Raw genomic sequence first — 21,956 nt, forward strand, 5'->3', positions numbered from 1 at the left:
AATGCGCCTTGACCCCATTAAGGCTAAGGGTTTGGCGGCATTTGTCAAGCGAAATAAGGTATTTTGCGGCGGGGTGTGTGACCTCGGTTAAGATTTTCGGTAGAATGACGTTTTTGAAAAAGCGGAGAGACGTGCTTTTTCTTGCTTTTTGACGATCACGCGCACTTTGTTACGCATTGGCGACAAGGACGGAATGAGAATGAAGGATGCAAAACTGCGTTACGAAACGCTGCTACAACTGGTGGAAAATGCACAAGACGGAATTGTGATTGCCGAGAAGGAAGATCGTGACACGGTGTTGATTTACGTTAACCCGGCGTTTGAAAAGCTGACGGGCTACCAGTCGGATGAAATTCTTTATCAGGACTGTCGTTTTTTGCAGGGCGAAGCAACCGACCAGTTGCCGGTGAAACAGATTCGCAGCGCGATTGATGAAAACGCGCCGGTGCGCACCATTCTAAAAAATTACCGTAAAGACGGCACGCATTTCTGGAACGAATTGAGCGTCACGCCCTTTTATGATGAAGGCGACCAAGTGACCTATTACATTGGCATTCAGAAAGATGTCACCGAAATCGTCGAACTGCGCCAAGCGTTGGAAGCGGCGGAAACACGCATCGCCGAGTTGGAACAACAACTGGCGTCAGCGCAAAAAGACTCTTGATCCTCACGGCTTGTTGGCTTCATTCCTGATCGAAAAACGTCACACTCAAGCTGTGGCTTTCGTCCAGCGGTTTCAGTGCCGGGTGGGCAAATAGGTGACACTGAAAACTGGGGTGTGCCTGTGACCATTTCTGCCAGGCTCGGGCGTGAAAGTCCGGCGCAAAACTGGCCGCGGCCAGCCCTTTGCAGTGGTTGGCCTGCAACTGTTTCATAGCGTTGTCGTCCGGCGTCAGCGTTTCCGACGTGATAAAGGCGCGTCCGCCACCCAAGTTAATCTGCAGCGCCGCCAATATCTGTAACACCCTTTCCCGCTGTGTTTGTGCTTGTACCCAGATCAAAGGGCGGCGGCTGGTTTGCGAGCGTTGCGCGAGATACAGCCGCGAGTAAAGCCTGGGTAAAAGAAGGCTTTCCCAGAAATTTCGTTGTGTGGTCGCGGCATCGCGCAGGGCAAAGTCGGTTTTCAGTAACGCGGCGATCCAGAAGCTGTCGGGGAAATCGGCCAGTAAACTTTCCAGCAGTTGGTTGAGCTGCGTCGAATCTTGTTTTTCCACTTGCTGAATCAGCGGCTGGCGAATGTCGTCGTTTTGTGCGGGAATAGCCACCTTTGGCTCCGGCAGCAGGGCTTTAATCTGGCTGATGGGAATGCCCTGCTGCGTCAGTTTTACCGCTTCTTGCAAGGTAACGATGTGCTCGGGCGTGTAGAGACGATGGCCGGATTCGGTGCGAATCGGTTCCACCAGATCGTAGCGTCTTTCCCAGGCGCGGATGGTAATGGGGTTCAGTCCGGTGATTTTCGCCACTTCACGGATGGGAACCAAATGGGCTTCGGGTGCGGTTGAATTCATAATGTGTTATCTTATACAAACGTTATACAAAGGTCAATCTTGACGTTTTAAATCAGCGTTCAGTCGGGCGTTGCACGCGCTTTGAGCGCTTGCACCCTTTCCAGATGGCGTTGCCGACTGAGCGTGAGATCCACAATCGGCGGTGGCGCTTCGCCAAACAGGCCGATTTGCGGTGAGGCGTCTTTGCCCTTTCCGGCTTGCCAGGGTGCGTGAATCGCGTGTTTCGGCCAGGCCTGCAATGTTGGCAGCCAGCGTTTTAAGTAGTCGCCGTTCGCATCGAATTTTTCGCTTTGCAGCACCGGATTAAATAAGCGGTAATAGGGCGCGGCATCGACGCCGCATCCAGCCACCCATTGCCAGCCCATCACATTATTGGCGGGGTCGGCGTCCACCAGTGTTTGACGAAACCAGTGTTCGCCCGCGCGCCAGTCGATGTCGGCGTTTTTGGTGAGCCAAGAGGCCACCAGCATTCGCACTCGGTTGTGCATCCAGCCGGTTTCCCAGAGTTGTTTCATGCCTGCGTCAATAATGGGCACGCCGGTTTCACCGCGACACCAGGCCTGGTAGATTTCGTGCTGTCGCGCATTTTGTGTGTCCAGTGGGGTGTAAAAGCCACGAAATTTCGGTTGGAATGGCTGGGTTTCCGATTCGGGAAAGTGCCACAGAATGGAGCGGGCGAATTCGCGCCAAGCCAATTGGCGCAGCCAAGGTGCGGCGGCTTTTGGGGTGTCGGCCGCGTGTGGCCATAACGCCTGAAGCACCGCGCGGCTGTGCAGCTCGCCAAAATGCAGGTGAGGCGACAGTTCACTGGTGCCGGGTTGCGCGGGGAAATCACGGGTATCGGTGTAGGCGTTCAGGCGCTGGGTGACAAACCTATCCAGTTTTTGCCAGGCCTGGTGTTCGCCGATGCGCCAGTGTTGCAGAATTTTTTGAGCCCAAGGCTGGGCGCAGAGTTGTTTCAAGGGTTCCGGCGTGTCGGCGTAGGCGGGCGGGCAGGAAATTTGGGCGCTGGCGGTGACGTCTGGGCGGCTGTCGTCCAGCGTTTCGATTTGATCCAGTTGCTGCATCAGGGCTTTATAAAAAGGAGTGAACACCTTATAAGGTTGGCCGGTTTGATTGCGCAGTGCCTCATAAGGCCGCCAGTTTTCGCTGTCGAAGGCGTGCATTGCCACGCCGTGTTCCGCAGAAATTTGATGTGCCCAGGATTGCAGTGTGCTGAACGGCTGGCCGAGTTGCCGGGTGTAGTGCACCCGCTGAATCGGGTAGTCTTGCAGCAGTTTTGACCAGGCCTGGCGAAAGTCGCCCGCCACCTGCCAAAGGTCGCCGCCTTGTGCCTGCAGACTGTGTTTGAGCTGTTGCAGGCTCTGTGCCAGCCAGACGCTGTTGGCGTCGCCGACGGTCTGTGCCGGGTCGTGAAAGTAGGCCACAATCACCGCTTGACCGGTTTGCGCCGCCTGCTCCAGAGCACTGGACAAGGCCGGATTGTGGTGCAGCCGCAGTTCGCGCTGCAACCAAACCAAGGTGATGGCGTCAGACGATGCGGTCTTGGCGGCGGTGTTGCGGGGCGTCATGATTCGGTTCTCGTTTGGTCGGTGGATGGCGGCAGTTTTTCGGTCAGGTCGGCTTTTACGCTGTCGGATAAAGGCGCGTCACCCAGCCAAATGCCGAAATAAACCGCTTTGAACCCGGGGGTCTTGTCGCGGTATTGTACAACGTTATTGAGCCTCAGCTCGACACCGGTTTGCGGCGCGTAAACCAGTTGGTAGCAGTCGTTGGGTTGCACGGTTTGGTAGCGTTGGTGCAGGCTGTTCACCGCTTTTTGGTGCGCGGGGCTGAGGGACTTCGGCAGGGCTTGTTCGGCGGCCTGGATAAATTCGGATTGCGTCAGTTTCACCCGATAGCAGAGCTGCAGTCTCAACGGGGTGTCGTCCGACAAAAGTGTGTCCAGGGCGGCATCGCTCGAGGCTTCCAGCTGGGCGTCGTACACCGGAATGAGGCCGGCCCAATAGGCGGTGGCTTCACCCACCGGTTGCCATTCGGCGCTTTTCGCCAGGCCAGGCAAAAGCCCCATCAGGGCGCTGAGGGATAGGATTCCCAGTGTTGAGAAGCGCGGTGTCATTGCTCGCTTCCTTTGCGGAAAAACAGCGTCACTTCGCCCACTTTAAAGCCCCATTTGGTGACTTCCGCGCGATTGATGAGGGTGTGTTTGTCCTGCAGATACATCCAGTCATCAAACTGGACGTGAATACTGGCATCTTGATAGGGCAAGTCTAGGGTGTAGCGCCAGTTTAATGCCGGACCGGCGGATTCGCCTTGGGCGATGCCCACCACATCACCCGCTTGCCCCTGATATTGGTTGGGTGCGGTTTCCACAATGGTCCAGATGCGGGTTTGGCGTTCACCGTCGTCGTAGACAAAGCGTTCGTCAAGCGTCAGTTGGGGTTGCCCGTCTTTGGTTTGGGAGACGGTGCCGGTGATGTCCACGGTAAAGCGCCGCACCAGCTCGCCACTGCGGTTTTGGAATTGTCCCCAGGCCTGGGTGTTTCCGGCAAAGTAGTCGAACAGATCCAGCTTGGGTTCCAGCTCGGCGTATTGGCTGACCGGCGTGTGACTGCAAGCGGTGAGGCTAAAGGGGAGCAGACAAAGTAGCAGACGTTTTAACATGCGCACACCTCCTCGGGGGCTTGTTTTTGCAGGGTGATTTGATACACATTGATGTGGCCTTGTTCAAAACCGACCTGACAGTAATCCAGATAATAGCGCCACAGGCGGCGGAAACGCTGGTCGTAGCCGAGGCTGTCCAGTGTCGATGTCTGGCGGTTAAAGTGGGTGTGCCAGTGTTGCAGTGTGCGGGCATAGTCTTCGCCAAAGGCAAAATCGTCCTGCCAGTCAAAGTGATGCTGTAGCGCCAGTTGTTTGAGTTGGGTCACACTCGGCAGCAGCCCACCGGGGAAAATGTAGGCCTGAATGAAGTCCACGCTGTTTTGGTAGTCTTCCGCCACGGATTCGTCGATGGTGATGATTTGCAAAACCGCTTTGCCGCCGGGTTTGAGGGTCCGCTGCAGTTGGGTGAAATAGGTGTCCCAGTATTCACGGCCAACGGCTTCGAACATTTCAATGCTGACGATGTGGTCGTATTGTCCGGTTTCGTGACGGTAGTCTTGCAGCACTGGCTGCGCCAGGTGGTCGAGCGACTGACGTGAGAGGCGCTCCTGGGCGTAGGCGTGCTGTTCGTGCGACAGCGTCAGGCCTTTGGCGTGCGCACCTTGGCGGGCGGCGGCTTCCAGAAACCCGCCCCAGCCGCAACCGATTTCCAGCACTCGGTCGCCCGGTTGGATGGCAAGCTGGTCGAGAATGCGCTGGTATTTGCGGTGTTGGGTAATCGCCAGCGAATCGTTTTCATGGCGAAAAATCCCGCTGGAGTAGGTCATGGTTTCGTCCAGCCACAGGCGGTAAAAATCATTGCCGAGATCGTAGTGCGCCGAGATATTGCGGCGGGCATTTTTCACCGAATTGTGGCGGCGGCGATGTTGCCACAGGTGCCACCACCCCAGCGGTTTTTGGCTGGCCAACAGGTGCGCCAGAGATTCGCGGTTTTGGTGGGCAAAGGTCATCAGCTGATGCAGCGATGGGCTGTCGATGGTGTGCTCAATGTAGGCTTGGGTGACACCCAGCTCGCCTTGGGTTTTCATCAGAAACCAGAAACGCAGCAGCGAGGTAATGGTCAGGTCGGCATGGCAGCCGCTTTCAGCCCCTTCGAAGCGGTAGGCTTCATTGCGATAGCGAATGGTGAGGCTGCCAAAGCGAATGCCGTCAAACGGCAGACGTTGAATGACTTTTTGCCACACAAAGTTTGGCAGCAGTTGTTCCAGCGGGTGAGTGATTAATTTGAACATAGCGTCATCTCCGAATGGCTGTGTTGAATGTCGTTTAGATGTTTAGGAGTGCGGTGAAAACGGCCACCTTTTAGCCAGATTTTCAGCGCCCACCAGTGAATCAGTCCCAGCACCTTGAGCGCGTGCAGCGGAAAGCGGCCAAAGGCTTTCAGCAGGTTGGCATCGGTCAAGCACTGACGCACCCCGCTTTGGGTGGCGATCAGGCGCGGCTGCTGTTGTTCGAATTGCTTAATCCACACGTGATAATGATCGTCCGGTGCCGACAGGCGGAATTCGTAATGGCTGTCCATGCCGAGAAAGGGCGAGACGTGAAAGCGTTTGTCGGCTTGGGTGTGCAGGCGCTTACCGTCGCGATTGAGCGGTTGCCCTGGCTGTGTTGGATGGGTCAAAACATAATGGTGCCATTGCCCAAAGGTGTTGCTGACTTCGCCGATGACGGCGATCAGGCGGTTTTCGGCATCGTAGGCGTACCAGAGCGCCAGCGGGTTAAAGGCCTTGCCGAGAATGCGCGGGGTGCAGACGATTTCCACCCGGTGCGGCGGCTGTGGCAGCCCGTATTGCGCCAGCAGATCGTTGACCCATTCCCGCCAGGCCTGGCCGTTTCGTGCGCCGAAGTCTTCGGTGCGCACACTGATGAGATTGAAACGGTTGAATGATAGCCAGCGGTGGTGGGCGGCTTCCGATTCAAAGGTGTCGATGTCGATTTTCAGCGCCATCACCGCGTATTTAAAACGATAAGTGACCTCGCCGAAACGCTGGTGCATGACCTGGCAGGCGTAAAGGGCACTAGGCATGACGCACCTCAGGTTGGATGTCGCGATCAATTTTGGCGGTTTCCACGTTGGGCGTCCAAGGCGGGGTTAAGCCGAAGCGTTCGGCCAGATTCACCGCGCTGCGCAGGCCGTCTTCATGGAAGCCGTAACCGGTGTAGGCACCGGCAAACCAGAGGTTGTGCAGGCCTTGCAGTTTGTCGAGCTGGCCTTGTGCCTGCATGGCGGCGCTGTCAAACACCGGATGGTCGTATTCGAAAATGGCATGGGTGAGCGTTTGAGCCGGTGGCTCAATCGGGTTGAGGGTGACAAAGACATTCTGCTCGGTGGGCAGGGATTGCAGTTTGTTCATCCAGTAGGTGACCGCCACGCGGTTTTCCGCCACGTTTTTATCGCGCAGGTAATTCCAGGCCGCCCAAGTGAGGCGGCGTTTGGGCATGAGTTGACGGTCGCCGTGTAAATAGGCGGTGTTTTTTTGATACTGGAAGGCGCGTAAGGGGGCAAACTGATCCTTGAACTCGTCCGGCAGCAAGGCGTAGCTTTCATCGGCATGGCTGGCGAAAACAATGTGGTCGAAGCCGTCAAATCGCCCTTGCGGTGTGTCAATGGCGTAGCCGTCCGCCTCGCGGGTGATGTTTTCAACCGGGGCTTCGGTGAAGGCGCTGAGGCGCTTGTGGCGTTGGGCGTCTTCGAAAATCGCTTCGATGTAACGGTTGCTGCCGTTGTGAATGGTCTGCCATTGCGGACGGTCGTCGATGTTGAGCAATCCGTGGTTTTCAAAAAACTGCAGAAAGCTGTGGGCTGGGAATTTCAACATGGTGTCGGTCGGACACGACCAGATGGCGGCGGCCATTGGCAGCAAATAGTGGTGTATGAGGACGTCGCTGAAACCGTGTTGCGCCAGAAAATCTTCCAGCGTTAGACTGTAATCCTGCGGGATAACGCTGGCTTTGGCGGCGGCAAGAGTTTGCTTGGCGAGGCGATTGAAGCGCACAATGTCGGTGAGCATTTGCCAATGGGTCGGCGAAAACAGGTTGCGACGCTGGGCGAACAGGGTGTTGAGGTTGTCGCCGGAATATTCCACTTCGCCTTGGTTGATGGACACGGCAAAGCTCATTTCCGTTTTCAAGGTGTCGATCTTGAGGTAGCGCAGCATCTCGGTCAGCAAAGGGTAATTGGGTTCGTTGTACACGATGAAGCCGGTATCCACTGCCACTGGCTTGCCTTCGCCGGTATCGAGGTTGACGGTGTGGGTGTGGCCGCCGAGATAGTCGTTTTTTTCCAGCAGCGTGACGTCGTGTTTTTGGCTGAGCAGCCAGGCGCTGGCCAAGCCACTGATGCCACTGCCGATGACGGCAATGCGGCTGTTGGGTGGGGGGGTGTCTAATTGGCGGGTGTGTGTGGTCATGTCTGTAAGCCTCTGTTTCCTTTGCGGGCAGGATGTTTGGTTAGTTTGTATAACTTGTTGGATATATTTATACATAGGTTGTACAATAGATGCAAGTCTTATCGAACATTTCCTTGGAAAATGTTTTGGCCACATCGGCGATTGAGTCATGGAGAAGAGTATGAATAACGTAAACCAAATCGGGCGGGGCAGATCGTCAACAATGAAATCAACCGCGTCGCAACCAACCGTTATCTGGCTGGTCGGCGCTTCGTCCGGCATTGGCTTGTCGTTGGTAGAACGCTGGTTGAGCCAGGGATGCCGTGTGGTGGCTTCGGCGCGCACGGCGGAAACGAGCGAGCCTCTGGCCAGCTTGAAACAACGCTTTCCTGAGTCCTTGCAGTGCTTGAATTTGGATGTTACGGCCACGGCGGACGAGGCGGCGTTGAAACACGCCGTTGACCAGGCCTGGGCATTTTTTGGTCGGGTGGATGTGTGGTTTTACAATGCCGGTGTTTATGTGCCCGGTGCGTGGGAGGCCATGACATGGGACGATTATCGGCAGATGACGCAGGTGAATTATCTGGGGTGTGTCGCACTGCAACTGGCGCTGCGCGATGTTTGGTTGGCGCAGGGGCGTCCACCCATGCGTTGGGTGTGGAATCTGAGCATTGCCAATCAGGTAGGGCTGCCCTATGGCGGTGGCTATTCTGCGCCCAAGGCGGCGTTGCTTAATTTGGCGGAGTCGCTGCAGCCCGAGCTGGCGCAAAAGGGCATTCGCTTGCAGGTGGTGAATCATGGGTTTGTGAAAACCCGTCTGACCGAGAAAAACGATTTTGCTATGCCGGGTCTGATGTCGGTGGAGGCGGCCGCCGAGCGCATTGCCGATTGGCTGGATAGGCCAACGTCGGGGTTTGAATTGCATTTCCCGAAAAAACTGACGTTATTTTTAAAAGTGCTTCGGTGTTTGCCGTCTGGGTTGCGGTTGGCAGTGACGCGCCGCCTGTTGCATCCAAGGGAGAGTGAAGGATGAATTCGTTGATCGAGACACAGAATTATAAACGGGCGTTACGTGCCTATATTGAGGCTTATGAAACGCTGACGCCCCTTTCCTTGCACACGCAACTGTTGCCATTGTTTGCGCGCGGTGCGTATTTTGAAGACCCGTTTAATCGGGTGTATGGCGTGGCGGCGATCGGACGGGTGTTCGAGCATATGTTTGACAGTGTGGAGAAGCCTCAATTTAAAGTGACTCATTCCGCGTTGAATCAGTCGCAAGTGGTGTCCGGTCATTTGCCGGTGGCCTTTTTGGAGTGGCAGTTTACCTTTAGCCGCGCCGGCGGGCAGGTGCATTGTATTGTCGGTACCTCTAAGGTGGTGTTTGATGCCAATGGCCTTGTGCTGTCGCACATTGATTTCTGGGATACGGGGCGTTATGTGTATCAGCAGGTGCCGGTTTTGCGCAGTGTCATCCGTTGGGTGAATCGCCGTTTGAAAGCGCCGCTGGATAAAAAAGTGGATAAAGAGACAGGCAAAGAGCAAAACAAAAGTCCGCACCAAGGACAGGAAAGGTGATGTCGGAACGATACGCGCGTGGCGACAAACACCGGTTGCGGGTGGATTTGGCTTACGGTTGGCTGGGATGGCCGTTGGCGGTGCTGGGGTTGCCGTTTTATTTTTACATGCCCAATTATTGGTTTGAGCACTGGTCGGTGAGTCTCACGGCGATTGGGACGGCGCTGTTTCTGACCCGTTTGGTGGATATGGTGACGGATCCGTTGGTGGGATTTTATTCAGATCGCTGGTTGCAGCGGATAGGGCGATTGCGGCAGATTCAGTTGGGCGCTTTGATCTTACTGGTGGGATTTTGGCCGTTGTTTTTTCCATTTGATGCTTGGTTTCAGTCCGAACCTTTCGGTTATCTGGTGGTGTGGAGTTTGTTGGCGTTTTTGGGTTGGACGTTGGTGGCGGTGCCATATCAGGCGCTGGTGTCGCAATTGACGCATCAAAAGGCGGCAAAAACCCGTTTGACCAGTTTTCGGGAAGGCTTTGGGTTGCTCGGGGTGATGTTGGCCTTGAGTCTGCCGGTGATGCTATCGGCTTCGCCCACGTCGCCGGAGGTGTTTGCATGGTTGTATGGGCTTTTGGTGCTGGGGTTGGCGGTGGGGGTGTTTTGGCAGGCCTGGCAATTGTCGCCGGTGGTTCGCATGACAGAGCGGTTACGGCACCAAGTGTCGCAACCCCCGGCACGCATCCATTTAAGCACCTTGTGGCGTCAGCACCCTTGGGTGTTTCGGATTATGCCGTCGTATTTTCTTAATAATCTGGCCAATGCGTTTCCGGCGACGCTGTTTATGTTCTTTGTCGGTTATGCGCTGGGGCTTGAAGACCAAGCGGGCGTTTTGCTGGCGGTGTTTTTTGTGTCTGGCCTGGCGGGTTTGCCGTTTTGGTTCTGGGTATCGAAAAAGGTTGGAAAAGCCCAGGCCTGGGCGTTTTCCATGGTGTTCTCGGCGGTCAGTTTCAGTGGTTTGATTTGGGTGGACACCGGCGACTACACCGGTTATTTACTGATTTGTATTTTAACCGGATGGAGCCTTGGGGCGGATTTGGCGCTGCCGTCTTCATTGCAGGTGGACTTGGTGCAGAAGTTGGAAGCCCAGTCGGTGGAAGCCGCGGGCACCCTGTTCGGTGTCTGGGGGTTATTGACCAAGTTGGCGATTGCGCTGTCCATTGGCATTGCCTTGCCATTATTGGATGCACTGGACCTGGAAGCGGGGTCGCCTGCGGCCGTTTCCGCACTATGGTGGTTGTATGCGGTGGTGCCGGTGGGGTTGAAAGGCTTGGCGGTGTGGTGGCTGTGGCGAAAAGGCCACCGCTGAGATTGACCAGGCCTGGCGAATTCAATCAAACGCACCTTAACGCCGGCTCTTCAACCCAGAAATTCCTTAACCCAAATAGTGATCCAAAAACACGATGAGCAACAGCAATAGGCCGCTGGCCAACAGCGCTGGCCAGTAACGAAATTGCGACCGGATCAAGGTTTGGCGGCGTTTGGTGGGAAACGGCAGCTCGCCTTTGTAAATGCGGACGGCCTTAATGAATTCCGCTTTCAACGTCGGGTTCAAGCCATTGGCCACCTTGCGGGCGTCTTCCAGGGAAAAGTGCTTCGCCATCGCCTGCGCCAGCGAATTCAAGTCGCACTGCTTGAGCTCTTTTTGCAATGTTTCTTGTGGCAGATTCACCAGCCACTGAATGATGTCGTTATCCCGCTCGGTTTTAAATAAACGCTGACCCATCACCATCGCCTTTTCGACAATTTTTGTAAGGAAATCGTAAGAAATTATTCTTAGTTAGACATTAACTTTAGCACAAAACGCCCTAGGGGTGGGGGACAGGAATGGGCAAATAATGCGAAAATGCGGCGTGAGTGACCGAATTCGTAACAGCGCAAAGGCTAGCGGCCTAATCAAAACCCTTGCACTCTTTATTTATGTAACTACAATAAATCAATGAATATTGAATACGACCACAACAAAAATAAGAAGAACATTAAAGAGCGTGGTTTGTCGTTCGAACGGTTTTTACGGTTTGATCTAAGCACGGCAAAAGTCATTGAAGATACTCGTTATCCATACCCTGAAAAACGGTATCAAGTGTATGGCGTGGTAGAGCAACGGCTTTATGTGGCCGTCATTACCCCAATTACAGGCGGAGTAAGGGTAATCAGTTTACGCAAGGCTAATAAGCGAGAGGTGAAAAAGTATGGCGAATAAAACGGTAGTGATGCCAACCGACAAAGAAGACAAGCAAGCCACACAGCACGGCCTAGAAGATGGCACTTTAATGGATGATTTAAATCTGCAGGCAATGCAAAACCTGAGTAATGTTTTGCCGGATTTGGTGAAAGCACAACAACAAGGCGAATTAAAAGCGCGTCCAGTGGGCAGACCAAAAACACTGAATCCAAAGCAAGCGGTCACGGTTCGTTATGACGCGGAAATCATCGAGTATTTCAAAAGCACCGGCAAAGGCTGGCAAACCCGAATGAATGACGCGCTTAATGAGTGGATGAAAGAACACGCAACACACTAAACAGTATAGGCATTGCCTTGTGCAGTTCACCCGAAAAAATGGCCTATCCAGCCGCCTGACAAGGCCACCTCATTTAACTTCCTTCACAGGAGGGAGTTGTCAATGCTTGAATTCAATATGGGTGAAGTGGTGTGAAGAAAGGATGAAATAAAACAAAATACCGTATTGTTTGCAATATCGTAAATTTCAGGGAATAAAAAACCAAGAACATCAATGTCTTAGGGTTTAAATATGGTGCGGATGGGGAGACTCGAACTCCCACGGGTTTAACCCCACAGAGACCTGAACCCTGCGCGTCTACCAATTTCGCCACATCCGCTTGATGTGTGTTTTTAAATGAAAAAAGCCCGAGAGACAGGCTCGGGCTTTAGAAGCTGGTGCGAGCGGAGAGACTCGAACTCTCACACCAAAGGCACCAGAACCTAAATCTGGCGTGTCTACCAATTCCACCACGCTCGCGAAAATGTGGTGGCCACACCTGGAATCGAACCAGGGACACAAGGATTTTCAATCCTTTGCTCTACCAACTGAGCTATGTGGCCATAAAATGAATTCGCGTATTATAGGGAGCGGGTTTCGGGGTGTCAAATTTTATTTTCAAATAAACCGAAAAAGTTGAACAAGACCGATTTCACGGTTCTTGAATTCAACCATTACACGAATACAGTCTGACAAATTCGGTACCAAATGTTCGGTGCTTTTGATAAAGTCTAATCCGATAATTTATTTTTGATTTTTCGATTCCTAAATTTGCGCCAAGATCCTGCTTGGCACTTAATTAGGGCGTTTTTCGGGGTAACTGTTCACAAGGAAATCACGCCGTGAGTCTGATGCATCTTGCACGGGGTTTGGTGTATGCCGGCACCTTGCCTTTTTGGTTTTTGTTGTTCGCCAGTTTCGGCGGTGTGCCGAGCTCGTTGCTCGGTTTGATGGAGGTTTCGCGCTGGGGCCTGGCCTATGCGGCGGTGATTTTGAGCTTTATTAGTGGCATTCACTGGATGCTGGCGCTGGAAGCTAGCCAGACGGGTGAATCTAAGCCGATAAGTGAACCTAGGCAAATGACTGAACGCCAAGCGAAATGGCTCTTGCTCAATTCCAATGTTGTTGCCCTTTGGGCTTGGCTGATGTGGGGGTTGCAAGCCGAACCGCTCAGTTGGTTTGGGATGGCGCTGGGCTTTGTTTGGTTGCTTTGGCTCGAGGTGCGGCTGGCGAAACTGCCCCGTGTTTGGCCAGGGTTTTGGAGCTTGCGCTGGCAAGCGAGTGCGATTGCGGTGGTCAGTCTGGTGGCGACCGGTATTCATCAGTTGAATCAGGCGGCGTTATGAATGATTGGGCTGACGACCCAGCACTGGCGGATTTGGTGTTTGTGGATATTGAAACCACCGGCGGCAAGCTCAATGTGGACGACATCACCGAAATCGCCCTGATTCATATCTGCCAAGGGGAAGAAGTCGGGCGGTTTCAGACCTTTTTAAAACCACGCCGCACCATTCCACCTTGGATTACCCGCCTCACCGGCATTAGCCATGCCATGGTTGCGGATGCGCCGGATTTTGCGGAAGTCGCCGATACGTTGGCCAGTTGGTTTCAAAACCGAGTGTTTGTAGCGCACAATGCGCGTTTCGATTATGGCTTTATCAAAGCCGCGTTTGAACACGTCGGGCTGTCGTTTAAAGCGCCAGTGATGTGTACCGTCAAGCTCTCCCGCGCGCTCTACCCAGAACACAAGCGCCATGGGCTGGATCAGATTATCGAGCGGTTTGGGTTGGCGTGTGAACACCGCCATCGGGCGATGGACGATGCCGATATGCTGTGGCAATTCCTGCAAGTGGCTTTAAGCCAAAAACCACCAGGCCTGGTTTGGGAGGCGATTAAGCAGCAGCTTAAATTGCCCAGCCTGCCATCCCACCTGGACCCGCACAGTTTGGACGACTGCCCAGAAAGCCCCGGCGTGTATCGGTTTTACAATGCGCAGCGGCAGATTATTTATGTCGGCAAATCGGTCAACCTGCGCAGTCGAATCCTCAGCCACTTTAGCGTGGGGCGTAAAAACGCCAAAGACCTGAATATCGCCCATGAGATGACCGATGTTGATTGGATTCAATGCGCGGGGGATCTGGGTGCACAGCTGCTGGAAGCGAAACTGATAAAAGAACTCAGTCCGAAATACAATGTGCGGCTGAAAAAAACCACCCGGCTTTGGAGCTTTGAGACGGCGGCAGACGCACAAGGCTACCACCATCTCAAGCTGGTCAGCACCGAACAGCTCAGTGCGGAGCGCCTGCAAAACCGATACGGCTTATACCGCTCCAAAAAACAAGCCCTCAGCGCCCTGGAAAAACTCGTGCAACAATACCAGCTGTGCCAGCGGCTGACCGGCTTGGAAAACAAACGAAACGGTGCCTGTTTTGCATTCCAGCTCAAACGCTGCAAAGGCGCCTGCTGTGGGCAAGAGCCGCCAGATACGTATAATGTGCGACTGAATATGGCCCTAGCCCCACTTCGAGAAAAAGCCTGGCCTTGGCCGGGCGCGATTTTGGTCAAAGAACAACAGGCCGCGCTGGAGCAAGTGCATTTGATTGATCAATGGTGCTGGCTGGGCAGTGCGCAAGACGAAAGCCAGCTGCAAGACATACTGGCCTCCCAATCCACTTCCCATCAAATCGAGTTGGATGTGTATAAAATCCTCATCAAATTCCTGCTGAACCCCAGCCCAAAAATTCAGGTGCACCCGCTAACCCGAGCCGGGTATCCAGATTAAAACCCAAGCTCCGGAGATGACGCTGGCGTCGATTTACCGAGCAGTTGGATAAGCATAAAACCCGAAAAATTGGGTTTGTTTAGACGTTTTTCAGCCGCTTGATTCGCGTTTTGCCCGGTCTTTCACCACGGGTCGAGCGTGCGTATTAGTTTGCACCTTCATTTCATATCTTATTCTTCCAAAAACCCTTGAAGCGCTTCATTGAAAGCTTTGGGGGCTTCTATCCACGGAAAATGTCCGCAGCGTTCGAACACGGCGGTTTGTTTAAATGCCCAATGGGCTTGCATGGCGTTGAGGTTGTAGGGCATTAAGTAGTCGTGGGTGCAGTCCATAAAGTATTTTGGCAGTGTTTTGGGGATTTGGGCATATTGAATTGGGTTGGCGTCGTATTCTTTCCAGGCGTTGACATTGAGGTCGATATCGAAGTCTTGCGCGGTGAATTGTTGGGCATATTCCAGACCGAGTGCGTAGTCGTAAAAATAGGTGGGAAGCACCTGATGGATTTGGCGCAGGGTAATGGCTTCGAGATCAATGTTTTCTGGGATGCGGTTATCCCACATGGCTTCGGAGGTGTCGAATGCCTGTTGATCTTGTTCTTGATGGTTGCGATGGTGAATTTCGTCGGTCAGTTGTTGCATGGATTTTTTTTCGGGATCCACTGGGTTGAGCAGGATGAGCTTGGCCACGGCGTTGGGGTGTTCACGGGTGTAGAGCATTGCCATAAGAGCGCCCCAGGAATGCCCCACTAAAATCGCCGGTTGGTGCGGTGATAGGTGTGTCTTTAAGCGGTTAATTTGCGTGACCCAGCCGGTTAAGATGTGGGGAGGGGTTTGCGGGTTTTCGCCCAGGCCTTGCATGTCCGTTAAGGTGGCAAGATAGCCGTGTTGGGCAATTTGCTGTTGAATGGGTTCCAGATTCCAGCTGGAAAAGGCTGGGCCACCGCCTAAAACGATGACCAAAGGCGCTTGCGGTTTGCCGATGGCGTGGTAGTGAATGGTGGGGGCTTGGCCGTCGTTGAGTGCAATCGCCGGTGTGGTGTAGTTGGCCTGGCTGCTTGTGCCGAGAAGCGCGAGCAATAGGAAGGCACTCAGGTTGAGGGTGTGTTGGAAGGCGTGTCTCATAGTGTGTCTCTCATAAGGTGTCTTTCATCATGTGTCTGACAGTGTTTTTTGCAGAAAAACAATCTTAACGCGATTGGTTGTATTATTGTATAGCTAATATATAATTATTGTATAAGATTTTGACTGCAAGAAAACAACTAAAGCAACAACTAAGACAACAAGGGGGAGGGAATGCTTTCAACTGAGGAGGTGTCTCGAATCATTGAAATGGCGTGGGAAGACCGCACGCCGTTTGAAGCCATAGAGGCGAACTTTCAGCTGACTGAGGCGGAGGTGATTAAGCTGATGCGGCGGGAACTGAAGCCTGGCAGTTTTCGTTGTTGGCGTGCACGCGTCTCTGGGCGAAAAACCAAACACGCGGCGTTACGCAACCCAGCGGTGTCGCGTGCCTACTGCCCCACGCAATATAAACCGCGTTGAGTTGGGTGACGATATGAAGCCTTTGGAGACAAGCTTTTGTGATCGGGCGGCGCTCGTCGATTATGTGCGTCATTTATCCGGTGTGGCGGATGAGTCGGTGAGTGAACTGCGGGGCGGCGTGCAACCGGCACTTGATCGACTGCAGCAGCTGGATCCGGTGAAATATGGGCGTGAGCGCAATTATTTGGGCGGTGCGGTTTCCGGTTTGTCGCCTTACATTCGCCACGGTGTGGTGTCGCCCAAAACGCTGGCGGAGGATCTGGGTGAGCGGTTTGCGCCTGCAACGCGGGCGCGTTTTATTCAGCAGCTGGCCTGGCGCGATTTTTTTCATCGGGTGCATCAGGCGCAACCAGAGCGCATTTGGCAAGACCACGAGCCGTATAAAACGGGGCTGTGCGCGGCGGATTATGCCGAGAATCTGCCGGAGGACATTGCTTTGGGGCGAACCGGTGTTCGATTGATTGATCAGTTGATTGCGTCGCTTTTGTCGCAGGGCGTTTTGCATAATCATGGGCGCTTGTATTTGGCGGCTTATGTGGTGCATTGGCGTCGGGTGCGTTGGCAAGCGGGCGCAAAATGGTTTCTGCAGCATTTGCTGGATGGTGACATGGCTTCCAATAATTATTCATGGCAGTGGGTGGCTTCCACTTTCAGTGCCAAACCTTATATCTTTAACTTGGAGAATGTTCAGCGTTTCGCTGGAGAGCATCTGGATTGGGCGCACCCTAGCAATCGGTTGTTTGATGCGACCTATGACGAATTGGCGGCGCGATTGTTTCCGCAGCAAGGCGTTGGAGGCGAGCGATGAGTCGAATCTTTTGGGTGCATGACGAGTGCTTGCATCGCCCGGCGGATTTAGCGGCAGGTGATCGTTGGGTGTACATTTGGGATGCCGATTATATCGCTGACCAGGCCTGGTCATTAAAGCGGCAGGTGTTTCTTTATGAAACCCTGTGTGCCTTGGCGGAGCAAGGGTGTGAGGTGGTGGGCGGTGAAACGGTGACGGTGATGAAAAACACGGCCTTTCAGGCGGGCGACTGGGTGACGGAGTGTGCGCAAGACCCTGTGTTGCAGGCGTTGATGGCGCGTGCGCAGTGCGTCTTGCCAAGGCTGAAAATTCTGTTTCCACCAGGCCTGGTGGATTCGTCCGTCCCTTTGCCGTTGAGGCGGTTTTTTCCGTATTGGAAAACAGTCGAGCCATTGCTGTTGGGGGCGAGGCGGACAGAGACCCATCACCGTGTGCGTTGATCGGGTGGTTCGTGCAAATTGGCTGATGCAGCGGCATTGAAAAAATCAATATTATCTGGCTAAAAAGTATCTGCCCCTTTGGGTATACTGAATGTTTATGGTCATTAAAAGGCGTGACCTTGTAGCGTTTTTTGAGTATTAATAGGGGGCTTTGCCCCCAAAGTATGAGTAGCTGTTATGAATGAAAATCTCCGTTTGGCGGCCAATGTCGATTCTGAAGGCCGAATTATTTACATCAATCGTGATTATAAAAACTGGTTGGGCTACCAGAACGCCGACATCATTGGGCAGCCGACGGCGAAATTGCGCGCGAAGGATAGCCCGCCGTTGATTCAGGAGGTGATTCGGGAGCAGATGCACAAAAATCGTCCCGTGCGTTTTCCGGTGCATGAGGTGAAAAAGAATGGCGACACCTATTGGGCCGATATGGCGATTCAGCCGATTTTTACCCAGGGGCAGTATCAAGGCTATACGTCCATTAAGCGGATCATCACCGAGCCGGATCGCGTTCAGATCGCCGAGCGTTTGTACGACAAAATTCGTGCTGGAAAAATGGTATTTACCAATGGTATTTGGGTCGGGCGTTGGCAACACGCTTGGTTGTCGAAGACGGGGTTGCAGAAAGCCGGGTTGCTGACCAAAACCCTGTTGTCGCTGGCACTGGTGTCGGTGCTAATGTTGGTAACGATTTTGTCAAAACAGTCGGCGGATATGGCCGAATTGACCGAGGTGGCGATGCAGCAGGAAGCCAAAAAGTTTTCGGAGTTGATTGAGGATAAGGTCACCAAAAAAACCGAGATTGGCTTGACCAATGCGATAGGTTTGACCTTTCCGACCGAAATCAAAGCCTTGTCCGCCAAGGAGGACGCGGCCGCCTTATCGACTTGGATGGCGAATGTGGGCAAGGAGTATCGCGAAAATACCAACTTTAAAAACGTTAAAATGAACTTTGTTAATGAAGACGGTATTTCCTACTTTAAATCCTGGAAAAAGGCTTCAGAGCAAGTGCGTTCCGATTTAAGTGGTCGAGGCTATGTTCAAGCGAATTTAGCGGAACAGAAGCCATCAGCCACTCAGGCGCTGGGGTCGGCGGGGTTTAATATCAAGTCAACGGTGCCGGTATTTTACAACGGACGTTATGAAGGCTTTGTGGAGCTGATTCAAGGGGTCGGCTCCATTCGCCGAGATTTTGAACAGGTGGGGCGTCATTATATGGTCGCGATGTCGCGCGACTATGCGCTGGCCGGTGATAAATTCCGTCAGCGTAATGCAAACAACATTCCGTTGAGTTCCGACCAGGCCTGGGTGGTGGGTAATGATAAACATTTTTCGCTGGAAAACTCAGGCGAGCATATTGATATTCTGCGGGCGTTGGATTTGGAAGCGTTGTTTGCGCAAGGGTATCTGCTGACCGATCGCTTCTATCACGTGGCGTTACCGATTTTCGATTATTCTGACACGCTGATGGGGTATCACATTGTGAGCGAACCGGCGCAACAGTTTGCCGCGTTTGTGGAACAGCAAACGGCCATGGCGCGTGAAGCCCTTTGGCTGAATGTGGCGATCGTGTTGGTGATGGTGTCCTTGGTGGCCTTGGTGATGTGGTGGATGATTATTCGCCCGATTAAGCGGGCGCAGGCGACCATGGAAAAAGCGGTGTCGCAAACGGATCTGTTTGAACGCGTGCGCAGTTATTTCAAGGATGAAATCGGTCGTTTGGGCTTGGCCTATAACCAACAGGTGATGCATTCGCAAAGCCTGATTGCGGAAGCCAATGCCGCCATGGAGGAACTGGTGGAAGGCCGTCTGGATTATCGTATTCAGACACCGTTTCAGTCCGATTACAAGCTGTTGACCGATCGCATTAACCAAACCATGAATACCTTGCACGAGACGTTTGCGTCAGTCGATGACGCCTTGGGGAAAATGGCGGCGGGTGATTTTAAAGCCCGCATTGAAACGCATTTGCCGGGAGCGTATCAAGACGTGATCGATCAGGTGAAATCCACCCTAGTGAGTCTGGATCAGGTGTTTACCGAGATTAATGAGGTGATGGCCTCTGCGGCGCGCGGTGATCTGGATAAGCGAATCGAGTCGATTCAGACCGGTGAAATCAAGCAATTGCAGGTGGCGATTAATCAGTCGCTGGCGTTGATTCGCGATGGTTTTCAGGATGTGATTGCCGCCAGCGAACGCATGGCACAAGGTAATTTCAGCCAACCCATGGAAGGGAATTATGAATTTGCGTTGCAGCAGGCGCAGTCGGCCATTAACCAGAGTATGGACAGCTTGACGCAAACGCTCAGACAAATCGGCCAGATCAGTCTGGAAGTGAACGACCATGTCGATACCGTCAATGAAGGGATGGAAAGCTTAAATCAGCGCACTCAAGAGCAGGCGGCGTCGCTGGAAGAAACCTCTTCGGCGATGGAGCAGACCACGGCGCAGATTAAAAGCAACCTGGACAGTACCCAAGCGGCTTCGGTCATTGCTCGCAACCAAAATAGCCAGCTCAATGAGGCCAACCGTTTAATGGCGGACACCAAAGCGTCGATGGGGGCGATTGAAGCGGCTTCGAATCACATTAAGGAAATCACCACCCTGATTGATTCGATTGCGTTTCAGACTAATTTGTTGGCCTTGAATGCCGCAGTGGAAGCCGCCCGTGCAGGAGAGCATGGGCGTGGTTTTGCGGTGGTGGCCGGTGAAGTACGCAACTTGGCCGGCAAATCCACCGACGCCACCAAAGAAATTGAAAAGCTGATTAACGACTCTTCCCGTGCCATTGAAGAAGGGGTGTCGCGGGTGGAAAAAGTGGCGCATTCTTTGGAGAGCGTCACCCAAGAGACGTTGAAACTGGGCGAGTTGGTTCAGAGCATTGAACGCGCCTCCAATGAGCAAGCGAGTGGTATTGAAGAAGTGAATAAGGCCATCAGTCAGATTGACGGTGTGACCCAGCAAAATGCCGCTTTGGTGGAAGAAACCAATGCCAGCACCGATGCCTTGCGTCAGGCCACTCAGACCTTGCGCGAGGCGATTGCCAAGTTTGAACTGAAATAAAAGGAGCCAGTTCCGTATGAAAATGATGCGATTGTTTAAGTCCTTGTCTCGCTGGGTGATGGCGACTGTGATCAGCAGTGTGACAATATTTGCACCGAGTGTTCAGGCGAATGACGTGCTCGTCTCCGGCGATATGGCACCGGACTTCAGTCTGCCGAATCAGGCGGGTGAGACAGTGACCTTGTCAGACTACCGAGGCCAGTGGGTGGTGCTGTATTTTTACCCGAAAAACGATACCCCGGGCTGCACCACGGAAGCCTGCAGTTTTCGGGACAATATCAATCGCCTGATTGCGCAGCAAGCGGTGGTGTTGGGGCTGTCGCTGGACAGCCAAGCCAGTCATGAGGCGTTTGCGCGTAAGCATCAGTTGCCGTTTGACTTGCTGGCGGATGAAACCGGTGAGGTGGCCAAGCAATACAACGCCTTGTCGGACTGGGTGGTGATGCGGTTTGCCAAGCGCCAGAGTTTTATCATCGACCCGCAGGGGCGTTTGGTGACAGTCTATCGTGATGTGAACCCAGATGAACACGTCAAAGAGGTGATTCGAGATTTAAGCGCCTTGCAGGCTGAGGGCAAATGACGCTCGAAACCGCCTTGCTGATGGTGACGATCTGTTTGGTGGTTGTGCTGGCGTTGGTGGCGGCGATTCATGTCAGTTTTCGTGCGCCGCGACGGACAAATGACATCACGCCGGATAGTTTTGGCCTGTTTGCCCAGGCCTGCGCAATTGCAGATATCCGAGGTGGGCGGCTTTCTGGGTGGTGGCTTCCGGCCAGGCCTGGTGCTTCTTACCCAGACACGACGGTGGTGCTGATGCACGGTTGGGGCGCGAATAAAAGCGATTTGTTGCCGCTGGCAAACCCCTTCCATGCCGCCGGTTATTGCATTTTGATGCTGGATGCGCACAATCACGGTGACAGCGATGCGCGCGGGGTGTCTTCCATGCCCAAGTTCGCCGAGGATGTGCAGGCAGCGTTGGACTGGCTGCAACAGCAGCATCCCGATGAGAGCCGCCGGCGGATTCTGGTGGGGCATTCGGTGGGCGCGGCGGCGGTGTTGCTGGCGGCGGCACGCGGTGCGGAGGTGGATGCCGTGGTGGCGATGGCCAGTTTTGTCCACCCCAAGCGAATGATGAAACGGCATTTGCACCGACTGCGTTTTTTGCCAGGCCTGGTGAATTTGATTGCGGCCTATGTGCAATGGGTGATTGGTCACCGGTTTGACGACATCGCCCCCATCACCAGCTTAAAGCGCATTCAGGTGCCAGTGTTATTGGTGCATGGCGATGCGGATCGGGTGATTCCGATTGAGGATCATCAGGCGTTGTGCCAAGCGGCTCCAAATTCGGTCAAGTGTCTGTCCGTGCCCGGCGCCGACCACGATTCCATTGAGCGGATTGAAGCGCATTTCGGCGAGGTGCAGGCCTTTTTGGCTGGGCCTCACGCCACTGGCGCTTAAACCCGGTTGCGCAGAACCTGCTCCATTCTCGGGGTGAGTTGCTTGAAGAGTTCGGCATTGTAAGAAGCGCAATAGGGCACATTACTGGCTTCGCCGTAGTGGATGGATGGATCTGGGGTGTCGTTCTGGGGACGGGTGGGGTCCATGGCGTTGACCGGCACGGTTTGTTTGGGCAGCTTTTTTTCTTCGATATTTTTGTTGTTCAGGCGCAGATTGTTTTGGATGATTTGCTGGG

The 21,956-nt window shown here is 53.7% G+C and carries 24 protein-coding genes and 3 tRNA genes; 14 read left to right on the forward strand and 13 right to left on the reverse strand.

What is annotated here, in order from left to right; genetic code table 11:
* The first annotated feature begins 199 nt into the window (after nucleotides 1–199).
* Entirely contained in the window at nucleotides 200–664 is a 465-nt protein-coding gene (locus ACP5D0_RS00795) for a PAS domain-containing protein (protein ID WP_472363645.1), read from the forward strand.
* Between the two features lie 19 nt (nucleotides 665–683).
* Here the strand turns inward: ACP5D0_RS00795 and ACP5D0_RS00800 are convergent, their stop codons facing one another.
* From ACP5D0_RS00800 to ACP5D0_RS00830, 7 genes are read right to left on the reverse strand one after another with little or no spacing between them, the layout of a single operon-like run.
* On the reverse strand, nucleotides 684–1,508 hold the full coding sequence (locus ACP5D0_RS00800; RefSeq protein WP_472363646.1) for a MerR family transcriptional regulator: 825 nt from the start codon (nucleotides 1,506–1,508) through the stop codon (nucleotides 684–686).
* A 59-nt stretch (nucleotides 1,509–1,567) separates the two neighbouring features.
* Nucleotides 1,568–3,079 carry a cryptochrome/photolyase family protein gene (locus ACP5D0_RS00805; RefSeq protein WP_472363647.1) on the reverse strand — a complete coding sequence of 504 codons (1,512 nt, stop codon included), beginning with the start codon at nucleotides 3,077–3,079 and terminating at the stop codon, nucleotides 1,568–1,570.
* Nucleotides 3,076–3,627, reverse strand: coding sequence for a chalcone isomerase family protein (locus ACP5D0_RS00810; RefSeq protein WP_472363648.1), 552 nt, complete (start codon nucleotides 3,625–3,627; stop codon nucleotides 3,076–3,078). Before ACP5D0_RS00810 ends, ACP5D0_RS00805 begins: the two co-directional genes overlap by 4 nt.
* A complete protein-coding gene (locus ACP5D0_RS00815; RefSeq protein ID WP_472363649.1) occupies nucleotides 3,624–4,172 on the reverse strand; it encodes a DUF3833 domain-containing protein in 549 nt (182 codons plus the stop codon). Before ACP5D0_RS00815 ends, ACP5D0_RS00810 begins: the two co-directional genes overlap by 4 nt.
* The gene (locus ACP5D0_RS00820) at nucleotides 4,166–5,404 is read right to left on the reverse strand and encodes a class I SAM-dependent methyltransferase (RefSeq protein WP_472363650.1); all 1,239 of its coding nucleotides are present in this window, start codon (nucleotides 5,402–5,404) and stop codon (nucleotides 4,166–4,168) included. Before ACP5D0_RS00820 ends, ACP5D0_RS00815 begins: the two co-directional genes overlap by 7 nt.
* Nucleotides 5,392–6,198, reverse strand: coding sequence for a DUF1365 domain-containing protein (locus ACP5D0_RS00825; protein ID WP_472363651.1), 807 nt, complete (start codon nucleotides 6,196–6,198; stop codon nucleotides 5,392–5,394). The genes ACP5D0_RS00820 and ACP5D0_RS00825 overlap by 13 nt, the downstream gene beginning before the upstream one ends.
* Nucleotides 6,191–7,582: an NAD(P)/FAD-dependent oxidoreductase gene (locus ACP5D0_RS00830; protein WP_472363652.1), complete on the reverse strand. Its 1,392-nt coding sequence runs from the start codon at nucleotides 7,580–7,582 to the stop codon at nucleotides 6,191–6,193. Before ACP5D0_RS00830 ends, ACP5D0_RS00825 begins: the two co-directional genes overlap by 8 nt.
* A gap of 202 nt (nucleotides 7,583–7,784) precedes the next feature.
* Here ACP5D0_RS00830 and ACP5D0_RS00835 point away from each other — a divergent pair, with 202 nt between their 5' ends.
* From ACP5D0_RS00835 to ACP5D0_RS00845, 3 genes are read left to right on the forward strand one after another with little or no spacing between them, the layout of a single operon-like run.
* Complete coding sequence (locus ACP5D0_RS00835) at nucleotides 7,785–8,594, forward strand: SDR family NAD(P)-dependent oxidoreductase (protein ID WP_472363653.1); 810 nt, start codon at nucleotides 7,785–7,787, stop codon at nucleotides 8,592–8,594.
* Nucleotides 8,591–9,136 (forward strand): nuclear transport factor 2 family protein, encoded by a 546-nt coding sequence (locus ACP5D0_RS00840; RefSeq protein ID WP_472363654.1) that lies wholly within the window; start codon nucleotides 8,591–8,593, stop codon nucleotides 9,134–9,136. The genes ACP5D0_RS00835 and ACP5D0_RS00840 overlap by 4 nt, the downstream gene beginning before the upstream one ends.
* Nucleotides 9,136–10,440: an MFS transporter gene (locus ACP5D0_RS00845; protein WP_472363655.1), complete on the forward strand. Its 1,305-nt coding sequence runs from the start codon at nucleotides 9,136–9,138 to the stop codon at nucleotides 10,438–10,440. Before ACP5D0_RS00840 ends, ACP5D0_RS00845 begins: the two co-directional genes overlap by 1 nt.
* 66 nt (nucleotides 10,441–10,506) lie before the next feature.
* On the opposite strand, the gene ACP5D0_RS00850 is transcribed toward ACP5D0_RS00845, so the two are convergent.
* Entirely contained in the window at nucleotides 10,507–10,857 is a 351-nt protein-coding gene (locus ACP5D0_RS00850; RefSeq protein ID WP_472363656.1) for a hypothetical protein, read from the reverse strand.
* Between the two features lie 213 nt (nucleotides 10,858–11,070).
* On the opposite strand from ACP5D0_RS00850, the gene ACP5D0_RS00855 reads away from it, so the two are divergent.
* Together ACP5D0_RS00855 and ACP5D0_RS00860 are read left to right on the forward strand one after the other, a co-directional pair.
* On the forward strand, nucleotides 11,071–11,334 hold the full coding sequence (locus ACP5D0_RS00855) for a BrnT family toxin (protein WP_472363657.1): 264 nt from the start codon (nucleotides 11,071–11,073) through the stop codon (nucleotides 11,332–11,334).
* Nucleotides 11,324–11,653, forward strand: coding sequence for a BrnA antitoxin family protein (locus ACP5D0_RS00860; RefSeq protein WP_472363658.1), 330 nt, complete (start codon nucleotides 11,324–11,326; stop codon nucleotides 11,651–11,653). Before ACP5D0_RS00855 ends, ACP5D0_RS00860 begins: the two co-directional genes overlap by 11 nt.
* 232 nt (nucleotides 11,654–11,885) lie before the next feature.
* Here the strand turns inward: ACP5D0_RS00860 and ACP5D0_RS00865 are convergent.
* The 3 genes from ACP5D0_RS00865 to ACP5D0_RS00875 all read right to left on the reverse strand — a co-directional run bounded on the left by ACP5D0_RS00865 (nucleotide 11,886) and on the right by ACP5D0_RS00875 (nucleotide 12,195).
* A tRNA-Leu gene (locus ACP5D0_RS00865) sits at nucleotides 11,886–11,972 on the reverse strand.
* Nucleotides 11,973–12,028: 56 nt separating this feature from the next.
* A tRNA-Leu gene (locus tag ACP5D0_RS00870) sits at nucleotides 12,029–12,112 on the reverse strand.
* A gap of 7 nt (nucleotides 12,113–12,119) precedes the next feature.
* Nucleotides 12,120–12,195, reverse strand: a tRNA-Phe gene (locus ACP5D0_RS00875).
* A 288-nt stretch (nucleotides 12,196–12,483) separates the two neighbouring features.
* On the opposite strand from ACP5D0_RS00875, the gene ACP5D0_RS00880 reads away from it, so the two are divergent.
* Together ACP5D0_RS00880 and ACP5D0_RS00885 are read left to right on the forward strand one after the other, a co-directional pair.
* A complete protein-coding gene (locus tag ACP5D0_RS00880; RefSeq protein WP_472363707.1) occupies nucleotides 12,484–12,978 on the forward strand; it encodes a DUF3429 domain-containing protein in 495 nt (164 codons plus the stop codon).
* Nucleotides 12,975–14,414 (forward strand): exonuclease domain-containing protein, encoded by a 1,440-nt coding sequence (locus ACP5D0_RS00885; protein ID WP_472363659.1) that lies wholly within the window; start codon nucleotides 12,975–12,977, stop codon nucleotides 14,412–14,414. The genes ACP5D0_RS00880 and ACP5D0_RS00885 overlap by 4 nt, the downstream gene beginning before the upstream one ends.
* Before the next feature lie 170 nt (nucleotides 14,415–14,584).
* Here ACP5D0_RS00885 and ACP5D0_RS00890 read toward each other — a convergent pair whose 3' ends face one another.
* Nucleotides 14,585–15,535 (reverse strand): alpha/beta fold hydrolase, encoded by a 951-nt coding sequence (locus tag ACP5D0_RS00890; protein WP_472363660.1) that lies wholly within the window; start codon nucleotides 15,533–15,535, stop codon nucleotides 14,585–14,587.
* Between the two features lie 171 nt (nucleotides 15,536–15,706).
* Here ACP5D0_RS00890 and ACP5D0_RS00895 point away from each other — a divergent pair, with 171 nt between their 5' ends.
* From ACP5D0_RS00895 to ACP5D0_RS00920, 6 genes are all read left to right on the forward strand, one after another.
* Complete coding sequence (locus ACP5D0_RS00895) at nucleotides 15,707–15,955, forward strand: TIGR03643 family protein (RefSeq protein WP_472363661.1); 249 nt, start codon at nucleotides 15,707–15,709, stop codon at nucleotides 15,953–15,955.
* A 13-nt stretch (nucleotides 15,956–15,968) separates the two neighbouring features.
* Nucleotides 15,969–16,763: an FAD-binding domain-containing protein gene (locus tag ACP5D0_RS00900; protein WP_472363662.1), complete on the forward strand. Its 795-nt coding sequence runs from the start codon at nucleotides 15,969–15,971 to the stop codon at nucleotides 16,761–16,763.
* On the forward strand, nucleotides 16,760–17,203 hold the full coding sequence (locus tag ACP5D0_RS00905) for a hypothetical protein (RefSeq protein WP_472363663.1): 444 nt from the start codon (nucleotides 16,760–16,762) through the stop codon (nucleotides 17,201–17,203). The genes ACP5D0_RS00900 and ACP5D0_RS00905 overlap by 4 nt, the downstream gene beginning before the upstream one ends.
* Nucleotides 17,204–17,380: 177 nt before the next feature.
* Entirely contained in the window at nucleotides 17,381–20,263 is a 2,883-nt protein-coding gene (locus tag ACP5D0_RS00910; protein ID WP_472363664.1) for a methyl-accepting chemotaxis protein, read from the forward strand.
* A gap of 16 nt (nucleotides 20,264–20,279) precedes the next feature.
* Complete coding sequence (locus tag ACP5D0_RS00915) at nucleotides 20,280–20,843, forward strand: peroxiredoxin (protein ID WP_472363665.1); 564 nt, start codon at nucleotides 20,280–20,282, stop codon at nucleotides 20,841–20,843.
* Nucleotides 20,840–21,721: an alpha/beta hydrolase gene (locus ACP5D0_RS00920; protein WP_472363666.1), complete on the forward strand. Its 882-nt coding sequence runs from the start codon at nucleotides 20,840–20,842 to the stop codon at nucleotides 21,719–21,721. The genes ACP5D0_RS00915 and ACP5D0_RS00920 overlap by 4 nt, the downstream gene beginning before the upstream one ends.
* Here the strand turns inward: ACP5D0_RS00920 and ACP5D0_RS00925 are convergent.
* Nucleotides 21,718–21,956 (reverse strand): hypothetical protein (locus ACP5D0_RS00925; protein ID WP_472363667.1); only part of this gene is annotated, 239 nt, incomplete at its 5' end. The genes ACP5D0_RS00920 and ACP5D0_RS00925 overlap by 4 nt on opposite strands.

Source organism: Hydrogenovibrio sp., assembly GCF_049975065.1.
Classification (GTDB): Bacteria; Pseudomonadota; Gammaproteobacteria; order Thiomicrospirales; family Thiomicrospiraceae; genus Hydrogenovibrio.

Excerpts from the sequence above, each read along its gene's own strand:
- ACP5D0_RS00845 (WP_472363655.1), top strand. The coding sequence starts at position 9,136 with ATGTCGGAACGATACGCGCGTGGCGACAAACACCGGTTGCGGGTGGAT.
- ACP5D0_RS00915 (WP_472363665.1), top strand. The coding sequence starts at position 20,280 with ATGAAAATGATGCGATTGTTTAAGTCCTTGTCTCGCTGGGTGATGGCG.
- ACP5D0_RS00840 (WP_472363654.1), top strand. The coding sequence starts at position 8,591 with ATGAATTCGTTGATCGAGACACAGAATTATAAACGGGCGTTACGTGCC.
- ACP5D0_RS00905 (WP_472363663.1), top strand. The coding sequence starts at position 16,760 with ATGAGTCGAATCTTTTGGGTGCATGACGAGTGCTTGCATCGCCCGGCG.
- ACP5D0_RS00815 (WP_472363649.1), bottom strand. The coding sequence starts at position 4,172 with ATGTTAAAACGTCTGCTACTTTGTCTGCTCCCCTTTAGCCTCACCGCT.
- ACP5D0_RS00850 (WP_472363656.1), bottom strand. The coding sequence starts at position 10,857 with ATGGGTCAGCGTTTATTTAAAACCGAGCGGGATAACGACATCATTCAG.
- ACP5D0_RS00820 (WP_472363650.1), bottom strand. The coding sequence starts at position 5,404 with ATGTTCAAATTAATCACTCACCCGCTGGAACAACTGCTGCCAAACTTT.
- ACP5D0_RS00910 (WP_472363664.1), top strand. The coding sequence starts at position 17,381 with ATGAATGAAAATCTCCGTTTGGCGGCCAATGTCGATTCTGAAGGCCGA.
- ACP5D0_RS00830 (WP_472363652.1), bottom strand. The coding sequence starts at position 7,582 with ATGACCACACACACCCGCCAATTAGACACCCCCCCACCCAACAGCCGC.
- ACP5D0_RS00795 (WP_472363645.1), top strand. The coding sequence starts at position 200 with ATGAAGGATGCAAAACTGCGTTACGAAACGCTGCTACAACTGGTGGAA.
- ACP5D0_RS00920 (WP_472363666.1), top strand. The coding sequence starts at position 20,840 with ATGACGCTCGAAACCGCCTTGCTGATGGTGACGATCTGTTTGGTGGTT.
- ACP5D0_RS00860 (WP_472363658.1), top strand. The coding sequence starts at position 11,324 with ATGGCGAATAAAACGGTAGTGATGCCAACCGACAAAGAAGACAAGCAA.
- ACP5D0_RS00885 (WP_472363659.1), top strand. The coding sequence starts at position 12,975 with ATGAATGATTGGGCTGACGACCCAGCACTGGCGGATTTGGTGTTTGTG.
- ACP5D0_RS00825 (WP_472363651.1), bottom strand. The coding sequence starts at position 6,198 with ATGCCTAGTGCCCTTTACGCCTGCCAGGTCATGCACCAGCGTTTCGGC.
- ACP5D0_RS00835 (WP_472363653.1), top strand. The coding sequence starts at position 7,785 with ATGAAATCAACCGCGTCGCAACCAACCGTTATCTGGCTGGTCGGCGCT.
- ACP5D0_RS00855 (WP_472363657.1), top strand. The coding sequence starts at position 11,071 with ATGAATATTGAATACGACCACAACAAAAATAAGAAGAACATTAAAGAG.
- ACP5D0_RS00895 (WP_472363661.1), top strand. The coding sequence starts at position 15,707 with ATGCTTTCAACTGAGGAGGTGTCTCGAATCATTGAAATGGCGTGGGAA.
- ACP5D0_RS00880 (WP_472363707.1), top strand. The coding sequence starts at position 12,484 with ATGCATCTTGCACGGGGTTTGGTGTATGCCGGCACCTTGCCTTTTTGG.
- ACP5D0_RS00800 (WP_472363646.1), bottom strand. The coding sequence starts at position 1,508 with ATGAATTCAACCGCACCCGAAGCCCATTTGGTTCCCATCCGTGAAGTG.
- ACP5D0_RS00805 (WP_472363647.1), bottom strand. The coding sequence starts at position 3,079 with ATGACGCCCCGCAACACCGCCGCCAAGACCGCATCGTCTGACGCCATC.
- ACP5D0_RS00810 (WP_472363648.1), bottom strand. The coding sequence starts at position 3,627 with ATGACACCGCGCTTCTCAACACTGGGAATCCTATCCCTCAGCGCCCTG.
- ACP5D0_RS00900 (WP_472363662.1), top strand. The coding sequence starts at position 15,969 with ATGAAGCCTTTGGAGACAAGCTTTTGTGATCGGGCGGCGCTCGTCGAT.
- ACP5D0_RS00890 (WP_472363660.1), bottom strand. The coding sequence starts at position 15,535 with ATGAGACACGCCTTCCAACACACCCTCAACCTGAGTGCCTTCCTATTG.